This window comes from Cellulophaga sp. HaHaR_3_176 (genome assembly GCF_019021925.1).
Classification (GTDB): Bacteria; Bacteroidota; Bacteroidia; order Flavobacteriales; family Flavobacteriaceae; genus Cellulophaga.
Genome location: NZ_CP058990.1, coordinates 2,245,686 through 2,259,145, shown reverse-complemented (window position 1 = coordinate 2,259,145; position 13,460 = coordinate 2,245,686). Strand labels below are relative to the sequence as shown.

Below are 13,460 nucleotides of genomic sequence, written 5' to 3'. Positions count from 1 at the left end.
GCTGTAATTAAACCTTTAAAACTCAAAATTTATTCTGATAAATGCTACTTATTTACAGTTAAAAGATTTTTTAATATAGTGTAATAGTAAAGAAACAGAAAATAGAAGGAAGAGTTATTTTGTTTAATCTAATACTTATTAAAGAACTAATCAATCGCATTGGTGGTTACAAAATAGCGCCAACCTATGATAGCTAATTGAAATTTAGAAGCCTTTGATAGGTCTAAGTTTTTTTTAGAGAAAGAAGGAAGTAGTACCTTATTTATTTTGGCTAAAAATTTAAATAGAGACTTTTTCATCTTCGTTGGTTTTTTACAAATATAGAATGAAATTTTTAAGAAAAAGATAAAGACTACCGAACAGTAGTCTTTATAGTATAGGCCTATATGATTCTTCTTATACTATTGCCATGATCAGTGACAATAGTACTAATACAATAAATTTAGCGAGAGTAATCATAATTGGAGGTTTTTAGGGTTCATAAATGGTTAAATAATTAATTGTTCATTCAATATATATAATAGTAATGCTATTAACCAAGCTAGTACTACCGATTTATTAATTTTGAATACGATATTATGATTTAATGAACGGTTTGTGTTTCAATGTTTATGTTTTTGTCTTGTATTTAGTTTTATTTTAATACTAAATATGATTAAATTATTTTAATATGAAATTAATGAAGGGGGCTTTTTAGCTACCTTTTAATTAGCAAGGAGAATATGGTTGTTAGGTAGCTTTTTTTAATGGTTTTGATTATTTAAAATTTTAATTTTCCAATTTTTAATACACTATAAAAGCGAATTGAATTCTCTTATATTTGCAGAAAAAACAGAAATGCAAGACATTTTATTTATTGTTGCAGGTTTAGCTTTATTGGTGTTTGGTGGTAATTGGTTGCTGAAATCGGCTGTAGCTTTATCTCTACGCTTAAAGATTCCGAAAATAGTTATAGGTATGACAGTTGTTTCATTTGCAACTTCGGCACCAGAACTTATAGTAAGTATTAAAGCCGCTTTAGATGGCTTTCCTGACTTAGCTTTAGGTAATGTAGTTGGTTCTAATATTGCTAATATTGCTTTGGTTTTAGGGATAACGATACTATTAGGAGCTATAGATGTGAAAAAGAGTTTTTATACGACCGATTGGCCTGTAATGATGCTAGCTTCTTTAGTTTTTTTTGGTTTTATATATTTTGATCATGAAATTCAACAATACGAGGGAGTGTTGATGGTTGTTTTTTTGTTAGCTTTTTTAATATATATATTACGTTTTCAAAAACAAGCTGTTGAAGATGAAATGCCTGAAGACGATGTTTTGTTACCTAATTGGAAAACCGCCTTGTTTTTAGCTTTAGGTGGTGTCGCACTTTGGGGAGGGTCAGAGTTATTAATAAAAGGAGCAGTTGGTTTAGCTAGTTTTTACGGGGTTAGTGAGCGTGTAATAGCCGTAACCGTTGTTTCTATAGGTACAAGTATTCCAGAGTTAGCAGCATCTATAATTGCAGTTATTAAAAAAGAGAAAGCTATTTCATTAGGGAATTTAATAGGATCTAATATTTTTAATTTATTAGCCGTTTTAGGTATAACCTCTATAATAACGCCAATAAAATTAGTAGATGAAAGGTTGTTAGATAATGATATATTATGGATGCTAGGTATATCTTTTGTATTATTACCGTTAGTATTCTTTCCTAAAAAAATGCGTTTAGGCAAATGGGAAGGTTTAATACTTTTAATCGCTTATATTGTATTTGTATACTTTACAATTTAATACCAATACTTAAATAATAAATAAAAAAAGAGCCATTGTTAAACAATGGCTCTTTTTTGTATAAAAATTTGTAAGCTAGATTATAATTTAGCAGATTTAACTGTTTTAATAATTCTACCTGCAATTTTGTATGGGTCACCGTTTGAAGATGGACGACGATCTTCTAACCATCCTTTGTATCCTTTTTCTACAGCTATAATTGGAATACGGATTGATGCACCTCTATCAGAAACTCCCCAAGAGAAATCATGGATAGATGCAGTTTCATGTAAACCAGTTAAACGTTGGTCGTTAAACTCACCGTAAACAGCAATATGTTCTTTTACTACTGGGCGGAAAGCTTCACATATTTTTGCGTAAACATCTTTATCTCCACAAGTTCTTAAAACTTCGTTAGAGAAGTTAGCATGCATACCTGAACCATTCCAATCCATATCTTTTCCTAATGGTTTTGGGTGGTACTCAATGTACATTCCGCGACCTTCAGTTAAACGATCTAATAAGTATCTTGCAATCCAAATTTCATCACCTGCTTTTTTAGCACCTTTAGCAAACAATTGGAATTCCCATTGTCCTGAAGCAACCTCTTGGTTAATACCTTCAAAGTTTAATCCAGCTTCAATACATAAATCAGCATGCTCTTCAACAAAATCACGTCCGTGAGTATTTTTTCCACCAACTGAACAATAGTACATACCTTGTGGAGCTGGGTAACCACCTCTTGGGAAACCTAAAGGTAAATCAGTATCAGTATCCATAATAAAGTATTCTTGCTCAAATCCGAACCAGAAATCATTATCATCATCTTCAATAGTTGCACGAGCGTTAGATTCGTGTGGAGTTCCATCAGCATTTAAAACCTCTGTCATTACTAAATAACCATTGATACGAGCTGGATCAGGGTAAATTGCAACTGGCTTTAAAATACAGTCAGATGCTCCTCCAGAAGCTTGTTTTGTAGAAGATCCGTCAAAAGACCAATTTCCTAATTCTTCAATTGTTCCTTTGAAGTCTTCATGCTCTTCAACTTTTGTTTTACTACGCATGTTTTGCGTTGGGAAGTATCCATCTAACCAGATGTATTCTAATTTAATCTTAGCCATAATATCTTGTTATTATAATTTTTTGATTTCAACAAAAATATATTTTTTTAGCATTACTTTGTATTTTAGAGGGGTTAAATATTAAATTTTTCTATATAATTTGATTTGACCGTGCTTTTTGAAGGGTATTTTGTATTTAATATATTTTTTATAGCAAAAAATTAATAATTTCTTAATTTTGCAAATCGTAAAGTAAATCGAAAATATGTCTAAAATGAGGTTTGATGCTCTTTCTAAAATTCAAGAAAGACAGCGTATTACAATAGAAGAAAAAGGTAGAAGATCTGAGTTGTTTGGAGTTAATGTGTTTAATCAAGAAAGAATGCTCCAATATTTAACAAAAGATGCTTTAGATAGTGTTAGGAGTGCTATGTTTTCGGGATCAAAAATAGACAGAAAAATAGCAGATCAAGTAGCCGAATCTATGAAAGCTTGGGCTATAACAATGGGGGCAACTCATTATACGCACTGGTTTCAGCCATTAACAGGTTCTACAGCTGAGAAACATGATGCTTTTTTTGATTTGCTACCAGATGGTAGAGCATTAGAAAAATTTGGAGGAGGACAATTAGTACAGCAAGAGCCAGACGCATCTAGCTTCCCTAGTGGTGGGATTAGAAATACGTTTGAAGCACGTGGTTATACTGCATGGGATCCTACATCACCTGCATTTATATATGGTACAACTTTATGTATACCTACTATTTTTGTTTCATACACGGGCGAAGCTTTAGATAATAAAGCACCATTGTTAAGAGCGTTAAGTGCTGTTGATGAAGCGGCGACAGCTGTAGCAAAATATTTTGATAAAAATGTATCTAAAGTTAATGCTACTTTAGGTTGGGAGCAAGAATATTTTTTAATAGATAAGGCTCTTGCTTATTCTAGACCAGATATTGTAATGACAGGTAGAACTTTAATTGGTCACCAAGCGGCAAAAGGTCAACAATTAGATGATCATTATTTTGGGGTTATTCCAGAAAGGGTGTTGAGCTTTATTAGTGATCTTGAAAAAGAATGTACAAAACTTGGTATTCCAGTAAAAACAAGACATAATGAGGTGGCTCCTAATCAATTTGAATTAGCGCCAGTTTTTGAAGAGGCAAACTTAGCTGTTGATCATAACCTGTTATTAATGGATGTGATGGACAAAATAGCTGATAAGCATAATTTTAAAGTACTTTTTCATGAAAAACCATTTGCAGGTATAAACGGTTCGGGTAAACATAATAATTGGTCTTTAGCAACAGATACAGGGGTTAATTTATTAAGTCCAGGTTCTACACCAATGAAAAATCTTCAGTTTTTAACCTTCTTTATTAATACGATAAAGGCGGTAGATAATTATGAAGAGTTGTTACGTTCATCTATAGCATCAGCTAGTAATGATTATAGGTTAGGAGCAAATGAAGCACCACCGGCAATATTTTCAATTTTTGTAGGTAGTCAGTTAAGTAGCGTATTAGACGAATTAGAAGGTGTCTCTCAAGGGAAATTATCACCTGAAGAAAAAACAGAATTGAAGTTGAATGTAGTTGGTAAAATTCCAGAAATTCTACTTGATAATACCGATAGAAATAGAACATCGCCTTTTGCTTTTACAGGTAATAAATTTGAAATGCGTGGTGTTGGTGCTAAAACCAATTGTGCTAAGCCTATGACGGTTTTGAACACTATTATGGCTAAGCAACTTAAAGATTTTAAAAAAGAAGTTGATTCTTTAATTGATAAAAAGAGCTTAAAGAAAGATGAGGCTGTTTTTAATATTTTAAGAGAATATATAAAAACTTCAAAAAGAATTCGTTTTGATGGTGATGGGTATAGTGATGAATGGGAGAAAGAAGCACAAAGAAGAAAGTTAAGTAATAATAAAAATACCCCTAGCGCACTTAAAGTACTAACTTCAAAAGAAACCATTGCATTATTCAAATCGATGAATGTGATGAGTGAAATTGAAATTTCAGCTAGAAAGGAAGTAGAATTAGAAACTTATATTTTTCAAACACAAATTGAAGGTAGGGTTTATAATGAAATTGTATACAACCATGTAATTCCAGCAGCTATTGATTATCAGAATATTTTGATTAAAAATGTGATGGGGCTAAAAGATATTTATGGTGCAGCACATAAAAAATTATCAGACGGTCAATTAACTATTATTGAGCAAATTGCAGAGCATATTGCTGATGTAAAAAAATTATCAGATTTGATGACGGATGCAAGAAGGAGTGCAAATGCACAAAAAGATATTAGTAAAAAGGCTTTTGCATATTGTGATAATGTAAAACCGTATTACGATCAGATAAGATCGCATTGCGATAAGCTAGAAAGTTTAATTGATGATAGGCTTTGGCCTTTTACAAAGTATAGAGAATTGCTGTTTCAAAAGTAATTTTAATTTTTTTTAATTTAAAAGCACACATTTACGTGTGCTTTTTTATGGTTTCCATTATTTTTGTCCAAAATCGTTATTTATGAGTTCGTCAAGCAGTGAAAGATATAATCAAAGAGGTGTTTCTGCTTCTAAAGAAGATGTGCATAATGCTATAAAAAATATAGACAAAGGTTTGTTTCCTCAAGCTTTTTGTAAAATAGTACCTGATTATTTAACAAATGATGAGGATTATGCATTAGTAATGCATGCCGATGGTGCTGGTACAAAATCATCTTTAGCATATATGTATTGGAAAGAAACTGGAGATATATCTGTTTGGAAAGGGATTGCTCAAGATGCTCTGATAATGAATATTGACGATTTAATTTGTGTAGGAGCGACAGATAATATTATGCTTTCTTCAACAATCGGGAGAAATAAAAATAAGATACCAGGAGAGGTTCTTTCTGCTATTATTAATGGTACAGAAGAATTGATTTCTGATTTAAAAAATCACGGAATTACAATACATTCTACAGGTGGTGAAACCGCTGATGTTGGAGATTTGGTAAGAACAATTATTGTAGACTCTACAGTAACTGCTCGTATTAAAAGGAGTGATGTTATTGATAACGCAAATATTAAAGCAGGTGACGTTATTGTTGGTTTAGAATCATTCGGTCAAGCATCTTATGAAAAAGGATATAATGGCGGAATGGGAAGTAATGGATTAACATCTGCAAGACATGATGTTTTTTCAAAATACTTAGCAGATAAATATCCAGAAAGTTTTGATGCCGATGTTCCTGAAGATTTAGTGTATTCAGGTAATGTGAAATTAACTGATGCCGTAAAAGACTCTCCATTAGATGCTGGTAAATTAGTATTATCACCTACAAGAACATATGCGCCAATAGTTAAGAAAGTATTAGAGAAGTTTTCTTCTAATGAAATTAATGGTATGGTACATTGTAGTGGAGGAGCACAAACAAAGATTCTTCATTTTGTAGAAAACCTACATATTATAAAAGATAATTTATTTGAAGTGCCTCCATTGTTTAATTTAATACAAGAACAATCAGGTACAGACTGGAAAGAGATGTATCAAGTTTTTAACTGTGGCCATCGATTAGAATTTTATGTAAATGAGAGCATCGCTTCAGATATAATAGCAATAGCAGATAGTTTTGGTGTAAAAGGTAAAATTGTAGGTAGAGTAGAAGAAAGTACTTCGAAAAAATTAACCATTATTAGCGATAAAGGAACTTTTAAGTATTAATAAGTAACAATGTCTTTATTTTTTCGTTTTTTATAAAAAGAAGCATTATGGAAAGAAAAGCATTTTTAAAAACATTAGGAGCAGGAGCTGCATTTGCAATAGCATTCCCATGTTTGCACGGTTGTTCGTCTGATTCAGGTAGTGGAGAGGTAGAAGAAGGTGAAGGAGGCGGTTTAGAGGCCCCTACAGGTATTGATTTTACAATAGATTTAAACTCATCAGAAGCTTCTAATTTATCAACAAACGGAGGTTTTATTATAGCAAATAGTATAGTTGTTGCTCGTAATTTAGAAGGTGTTTTTGTAGCGGGTAGCCAAGTATGTAGTCATGAAGCAAATAAAAAAGTTACTTTTATATCTGATAGTGGCGGTATTTTCAGCTGTAGTGAACATGGAGCTCGTTTTGATCAAACAGGTCAGCCTTTAAATTCGATAACAACTAGTAGATTGTTAGTGTATAATACAGAAGAGCTAAGTAATAATATGCTTAGAGTTTTTGGATAAACATTAAACTTAAAATCCACAAAGTAAATGAAGAAGATACTTTTTGTTGCCATGCTTTTTTGTGGGGTTACGGTTTATAGTCAAAATTGGAATGTGAATTTTGAAGAAGCAAAGGCTATTGCAAACAAGAATAAAAAACCAATTATTCTTGTTTTTTCAGGATCAGATTGGTGTGCGCCATGTATAAAGTTAGATAAAGACATTTGGCAGTCTGCGGAGTTTAAAAAATACTCAGATGAAAATTATGTGCTCTACAAGGCTGATTTTCCCAAAAGAAAATCGAATAAGCTTTCAGATGATTTAGAAAATCAAAATAAAAAATTAGCAGAAAAATATAACTCCAAAGGGTACTTTCCTTTAGTAGTTATTTTAGATTCTGAAAATAATGTTTTAGGAAAAACTGGTTATAAAAAAATAAATTCTAAAGCATATATTTCCTTATTAAATTCATTTTTAGATTGAGAGTTATACTTCTTATTTTAGGTTTTATATTTTCTGTAGGAATGCAAAGTCAAGCAAAAAAGCTTCATACGGTAGAAAGGTCTATGAAACTTATGGGCTCTCGTTTTGATATTACAATTGTATCAGAAAGTGAAGAGGTTGCTTTTATAAATATTAAAGAAGTTGTAGCTGAAATTAATAGAATTGAACGCATGATATCCTCATGGGATAAAAGTTCAGAAACCTCATTAATTAATAAAAATGCAGGTATTAAGTCTGTTAAAGTTAGTTCAGAATTGTTTGATTTAATTGAACGAGCAATTAAAATTTCAGAAATTACAGATGGTGCTTTTGATATTTCATATGCATCAATGGATGCTATTTGGAAATACGATGGTACGATGAAATTTGAACCTACCGAAATTGAAATTGCAAATTCTGTTTCAAAAGTCGGTTATAAAAACATCATTTTAAATAAAGAAAAATCTACAGTTTTTTTAAAGTTACCAGGAATGAAAATTGGTTTTGGAGCTATAGGTAAAGGGTATGCAGCTGATAAAGCTAAGCAGTTAATGATTTCTAAAAAGGTATATGCAGGTATAATTAATGCTTCTGGCGATTTAACAACCTGGGGTAGTCAAGCATCTGGTGAAAAATGGATTGTAGGTATCGCAAACCCTTTAGACAAAGAAAAGATTTTTTCTTGGCTTCCTATTAGCGAATCATCTGTAGCTACTTCTGGTAATTATGAAAAGTTCGTTACATTTAAAGGAGAAAAGTACTCGCATATTATAGACCCTAGAACAGGATATCCATCAAAAGGTATAAATAGTGTTTCTGTTTTTTCTAAAACAGCAGAATTGTGTGATGCATTAGCGACCGCTGTTTTTATAATGGGTAAAGACACAGGTTTGTCATTTATAAATCAATTAAAAGGTGCTGAAATTATAATTGTAGATTCAGATAATAAAGTACATAAAAGCGAAGGAATACAATTTGATACCAATGCTAAACTTTAGACTTATGAGAAAAATTACTGTTCTTTTACTTTTAACATTATGTAGTACATCATGTGTAGTGGTTAAAGAGTATGATAAGGTATATTTAAATGATGATGAGATGATGTTGTCTGCTAAAAATTCAGAGCAATTTGAAACTAATTTTCAGATATACAGGGAGGCCTCTTCAGGTGCTAATGGTGGAAAAACAGGTGGTGGTTGCGGTTGTAATTAGAATACTTTAGAATTATGAAAAAACAAAACATTGTATATCTATGCCTTTTTTTATGTTTCAGAATTTTTGTTAGCTATTCTCAAGAAACAAAAGACACATCCTATAAAAAAAGAGTGTTAGAAAGTACTGAAATTGATGCTCTTTTTAGTTATTACAGTCAAGATGGTGAGCACGCGGCAGTTTCAGGTGGCGAAGGAACTGAAGAGCTAACAGATGCAACAGGTTCATTAATTGTTAGAGTGCCAATGAATGATGATGATATATTGACTGTAGATGTCGGCATCTCAACATATACTTCGGCATCTTCAAGTAATATAAACCCGCTAGATGGTACCAAACAAGCAAGTCCTTTTAATGCTTCATCAGGTGCTTCAAGGTCAGATGCTTTGGTTCATTTAAATCCATCATACCAGCATAGTTCAGATGATAGGAACAGGGTATGGAATGCAAATGCCTATTTTTCTTCTGAATATGATTATTCTTCTATAGGTTTTGGAGGAGGTTACACTCAGTTGTTCAATGAAAAAAATACAGAGGTTTCGGCAAGTGCAAAAGTATATTTTGACAAGTGGAACCCTCAATATCCGATTGAGTTAAGAGGTGTATTTTTTGATGATAGAATTATTGGAAATGGAACTTATAGTCCTAATTTTTCTAGTTTCAATTCTGATGTTAGAAACTCGTATTCATTATCATTAAGTGTTTCTCAAATTTTAAGTAAGCGTTTGCAAGGGTCTGTTTTTTTAGACGTGGTTTCTCAGAACGGTTTGTTGAGTACTCCTTTTCAAAGGGTTTATTTTTCTGATACAGAAGATTTTTTTATTGAAGATTTTCAATTAGCAGATGATGTAGAACGATTGCCAGATACGCGGTTTAAAATTCCGATAGGGGCACGTTTAAATTACTTTCTTAATGATACTTTTATTGTAAGAAGTTATTATCGTTTTTATTCTGATGATTGGGGAATTACATCTCATACTGCCAGTTTAGAAATTCCTATAAAATTGAGTACTACTTTTACGGCATACCCAACGTATAGATATTATAGCCAAACAGCAGCTGATTATTTTTATCAAAAAGAAACGACTTTGTCTACGTTGCAATATTACACATCAGATTATGATTTATCAGCTTTTAACGCACACCAATATGGAATGGGTTTTCGTTATAAGGATATATTTACGAGTGCTAAAGTTTTTTCATTTGGTCTTAAAACAATCGATTTACGATTTGCTAAATACGATCGTAGTGATGGTTTAAATTCTTACATTGTTACTTTCGGAACTACATTTGTGAGGTAAGTTTTTTAAATTTGTAGATAGAAAAATTTTATTAAAAATTAATTTCAGCTTAAATAGTGAGTTAATTTTCTAAAAATTGAATGTATCACAGTATTAAGTTATGTTTAAATGTGCAAATTTATTGTAAATTCGCACAAAATGTCAGCACGATTATGTTAGATAAATTAAATATAGTAAAGCAGCGTTTTGATGAGGTATCTGATTTAATCATTCAACCAGATATTATATCAGATCAAAAGCGTTATGTGAGCTTAAATAAAGAATATAAAGATCTTAAAAGTCTTGTAGATAAAAGAGATATTTATATTGAGTACACAAATAATATAGAGGAAGCTCAAGAGATAATTTCTGATGGGAGCGATGCCGAGATGGTTGAAATGGCCAAAATGCAGATGGAAGAGGCTAAGTCTGGATTGCCAGGTTTAGAAGAAGAAATAAAACTATTGCTTATACCTAAAGATCCTGAAGACTCTAAAAACGTAGTTGTAGAGGTAAGAGCAGGTACAGGTGGTGATGAGGCTAGTATATTTGCTGGAGATTTATTTAGAATGTACACAAAGTATTGCGAATCTAAAGGTTGGAAAACCAATGTTATAGATTTAAGTGAAGGTACTAGTGGTGGGTATAAAGAAATTCAGTTTGAGGTTACTGGTGAAGATGTTTATGGTACTTTAAAGTTTGAAGCAGGTGTACACCGTGTGCAACGTGTGCCTCAAACAGAAACACAAGGTAGAGTTCATACAAGTGCAGCTACTGTTATGGTATTGCCAGAAGCAGAAGAGTTTGATGTTCATATAGAGGCAAAAGATGTTCGTATTGATTTTTTCTGTTCTTCAGGTCCTGGTGGGCAATCGGTAAACACAACTTATTCAGCAGTACGTTTAACGCACATTCCATCTGGTTTGGTAGCACAATGTCAAGATCAGAAATCACAACATAAAAACAAAGAAAAGGCATTTAGAGTATTGAGATCTCGTTTGTATGATCAAGAATTGGCGAAAAAACAAGAAGAAGATGCTGCTAAAAGAAACTCTCAAGTAAGTAGTGGTGACCGTTCTGCAAAAATTAGAACATATAACTATTCGCAAGGTAGAGTTACCGATCATAGAATAGGACTTACATTATACGATTTGCAAAATATAATGAATGGTGACATTCAGAAAATATTAGATGAATTAAGTTTAGTAGAAAATACAGAGAAACTAAAAGAAGCTTCAGAGATTTTCTAATTTTTTAAATTAAATAGTAAGAAGAGATTTTGTAAAACGATACTTTGAAATATGGGAAAATCCAGTTCAAGAATCAATTACAAAATCTTTTTTTATTTTATAGAATAGCTAAAGTAGAAAACAAATAACAAATTACCAGAAATGACCACAGAACAGTTAGTAGCGCAAATACATAAAAAAAAATCTTTTTTATGTGTAGGTTTAGATGTTGATATAAATAAGATTCCGAAACACTTGTTAAAGGAAGAAGATCCGATTTTTGCATTTAACAAAGCTATTATTGATGCTACGCATGAGTATTGTGTGGCTTTTAAGCCAAATACAGCATTTTATGAAGCTTACGGTATAAAAGGGTGGCAAGCTTTAGAAAAAACCATCAAATACATTAATGAGAGGTATCCTGAAATTTTCACGATTGCAGATGCAAAACGAGGTGATATTGGTAATACTTCAACAATGTATGCAAAAGCTTTTTTTGAAGATTTAGCATTTGATTCTGTTACAATAGCTCCATATATGGGTAAAGATTCTGTAGAGCCATTTCTAGCTTTTGAAGATAAACATACTATTTTACTGGCTTTAACATCTAACGAAGGTGCCTTTGATTTTCAAACAAAATCTTTAGAAGGAAAAGAATTGTATAAGCGTGTTTTAGAAACTTCAAAAACATATAAAAATTCAAAAAATTTAATGTACGTAGTAGGTGCTACCAAAGCTACTTTTTTAGAAGAAATCAGGCAGATTGTTCCAGAAAGTTTTTTATTGGTACCAGGTGTTGGTGCACAAGGCGGAAGCTTAAAAGAAGTGTGTAAGTATGGTATGAGTTCATCTGTGGGCTTGCTAGTAAACTCTTCACGTGGAATAATATATGCAAGCGCAGACGAAAATTTTGCAGAAGCTGCAATGGTAAAAGCTAAAGAATTACAACAAGAAATGTATTTAGAATTAGCTGCTAAATTTTAATTAGATACTATTTAACAACTTTTCGAATTGCAATGCTTTTGTTTGAAAAAACTCACCTAATTTAGTATTTGCATATTCATTATTGCTAGATTTATCTATAAAATCTCTGTAAAAACCTTCTATAATTAGGTTTGAGTGTTCGCCACTGTTTATTGGTTTAACAGAGCCTACTTTGCAATACTGGCTTTTCATGATAGTTGTTGTATTAATGGTTTATTACAAATATACGTTCAAATAGGTATTTTGGATGTTTAGAAAACGTTATATCTATCTAAAAATCAGTTGTTTTGTGTGTGTGGTTTTAGTTTGATGATGAATGGTAAAAAACATCGATTAATGGTAACATTATTTGCATTAAAAGTTTAGGGTTAATGCTTTTGTACTCCATGAGAAAAAATGGATTATATTTACAAAAAAATAGAATTGCTTAGCTACACCAAACACATACATAAAACATCATCAAAGTGGGTGACTTTTGTTCATGGAGCAGGAGGTAGTTCGACTATTTGGTTTAAGCAAGTTAGAGAGTTTAGAAAACATTTTAACGTACTACTTTTAGACTTAAGGGGCCACGGAAATTCAAAAACACATTTAAAAGATGTGTTTAGTGATAAATACACTTTTGATTGTATTACGGATGATATTTTAGACGTTATCGATTACGAAAAGATTGAGAAATCTCATTTTGTAGGCATTTCTTTAGGAACTATCTTAATTCGTAATCTTGCCGAAAAATACCCAACCAGAGTAGAAAGTATGATTATGGGTGGTGCTATTATGAAATTAAACCTGAGATCACGTGTTTTAATGCGCTTAGGGGTCATTTTTAAATCGGTGATACCTTACATATGGTTATATAAGTTTTTTGCTTTTGTAATCATGCCTAACAAAAATCATAAAGAGTCTAGATCTTTATTTGTACGTGAGGCAAAAAAGTTATATCAAAAAGAATTTATACGTTGGTTTAAATTAACTTCTGAAATAAAACCTTTGTTACGTTTTTTTAGAATGGTAGATATTAAGATACCTACACTTTATGTAATGGGTAGAGAAGATTATTTGTTTTTACCATCTATAGAAAAAATAGTTGCTTCTCATGTAAAATCAGATCTTTTTGTGGTTGAAAACTGCGGGCATGTAGTAAATGTAGAGCAACCAAGTATATTCAATACTACTGTAATTGAATATTTAAAAAAGCTATAAGCTTCTTACCTTTTACTTTTTAAAAGAAAAAAACCGATGTTTCCACCGGTTTTTATGA

General features: G+C 31.7%; 14 protein-coding genes. 11 read left to right on the top strand and 3 right to left on the bottom strand.

All coding sequences use genetic code 11. The annotated features are described in order from the left end of the window. Positions 1-146: 146 nt before the first annotated feature. Positions 147-299, bottom strand: a complete 153-nt coding sequence (locus H0I23_RS09990) for an SsrA-binding protein (protein WP_216783127.1) — start codon at positions 297-299, stop codon at positions 147-149. Positions 300-837: 538 nt separating this feature from the next. On the opposite strand from H0I23_RS09990, the gene H0I23_RS09985 reads away from it, so the two are divergent. Next, positions 838-1,773 (top strand): calcium/sodium antiporter, encoded by a 936-nt coding sequence (locus H0I23_RS09985; RefSeq protein WP_216783125.1) that lies wholly within the window; start codon positions 838-840, stop codon positions 1,771-1,773. An 80-nt stretch (positions 1,774-1,853) separates the two neighbouring features. Here the strand turns inward: H0I23_RS09985 and H0I23_RS09980 are convergent, their stop codons facing one another. Further along, entirely contained in the window at positions 1,854-2,876 is a 1,023-nt protein-coding gene (locus H0I23_RS09980) for a glutamine synthetase beta-grasp domain-containing protein (RefSeq protein ID WP_216783123.1), read from the bottom strand. Positions 2,877-3,081: 205 nt separating this feature from the next. Between H0I23_RS09980 and H0I23_RS09975 the strand changes: the two genes are divergently transcribed. From H0I23_RS09975 to pyrF, 9 genes are all read left to right on the top strand, one after another. Continuing rightward, positions 3,082-5,268: a glutamine synthetase III gene (locus H0I23_RS09975; RefSeq protein ID WP_216783121.1), complete on the top strand. Its 2,187-nt coding sequence runs from the start codon at positions 3,082-3,084 to the stop codon at positions 5,266-5,268. An 82-nt stretch (positions 5,269-5,350) separates the two neighbouring features. Further along, the gene (locus H0I23_RS09970) at positions 5,351-6,529 is read left to right on the top strand and encodes an AIR synthase related protein (protein ID WP_216783120.1); all 1,179 of its coding nucleotides are present in this window, start codon (positions 5,351-5,353) and stop codon (positions 6,527-6,529) included. 47 nt (positions 6,530-6,576) lie between these two features. After that, positions 6,577-7,032, top strand: coding sequence for a Rieske 2Fe-2S domain-containing protein (locus H0I23_RS09965; RefSeq protein WP_216783118.1), 456 nt, complete (start codon positions 6,577-6,579; stop codon positions 7,030-7,032). Positions 7,033-7,059: 27 nt separating this feature from the next. After that, the gene (locus H0I23_RS09960) at positions 7,060-7,494 is read left to right on the top strand and encodes a thioredoxin family protein (protein ID WP_216783117.1); all 435 of its coding nucleotides are present in this window, start codon (positions 7,060-7,062) and stop codon (positions 7,492-7,494) included. Between the two features lie 41 nt (positions 7,495-7,535). Continuing rightward, complete coding sequence (locus H0I23_RS09955) at positions 7,536-8,492, top strand: FAD:protein FMN transferase (protein WP_216786063.1); 957 nt, start codon at positions 7,536-7,538, stop codon at positions 8,490-8,492. A 4-nt stretch (positions 8,493-8,496) separates the two neighbouring features. Beyond that, positions 8,497-8,706, top strand: coding sequence for a DUF4266 domain-containing protein (locus H0I23_RS09950; RefSeq protein ID WP_216783116.1), 210 nt, complete (start codon positions 8,497-8,499; stop codon positions 8,704-8,706). Between the two features lie 14 nt (positions 8,707-8,720). Beyond that, positions 8,721-10,007, top strand: coding sequence for a DUF3570 domain-containing protein (locus H0I23_RS09945; protein ID WP_216783114.1), 1,287 nt, complete (start codon positions 8,721-8,723; stop codon positions 10,005-10,007). A 152-nt stretch (positions 10,008-10,159) separates the two neighbouring features. Further along, positions 10,160-11,236 carry a peptide chain release factor 1 gene (gene prfA, locus H0I23_RS09940; RefSeq protein ID WP_216783112.1) on the top strand — a complete coding sequence of 359 codons (1,077 nt, stop codon included), beginning with the start codon at positions 10,160-10,162 and terminating at the stop codon, positions 11,234-11,236. Positions 11,237-11,377: 141 nt separating this feature from the next. Continuing rightward, entirely contained in the window at positions 11,378-12,199 is an 822-nt protein-coding gene (pyrF, locus tag H0I23_RS09935; RefSeq protein WP_216783110.1) for an orotidine-5'-phosphate decarboxylase, read from the top strand. On the opposite strand, the gene H0I23_RS09930 is transcribed toward pyrF, so the two are convergent. After that, positions 12,200-12,391 (bottom strand): hypothetical protein, encoded by a 192-nt coding sequence (locus tag H0I23_RS09930; RefSeq protein ID WP_216783108.1) that lies wholly within the window; start codon positions 12,389-12,391, stop codon positions 12,200-12,202. It lies immediately after the preceding gene. Positions 12,392-12,595: 204 nt separating this feature from the next. Here H0I23_RS09930 and H0I23_RS09925 point away from each other — a divergent pair, with 204 nt between their 5' ends. After that, the gene (locus H0I23_RS09925; protein WP_371736627.1) at positions 12,596-13,402 is read left to right on the top strand and encodes an alpha/beta fold hydrolase; all 807 of its coding nucleotides are present in this window, start codon (positions 12,596-12,598) and stop codon (positions 13,400-13,402) included. Positions 13,403-13,460: the final 58 nt, after the last annotated feature.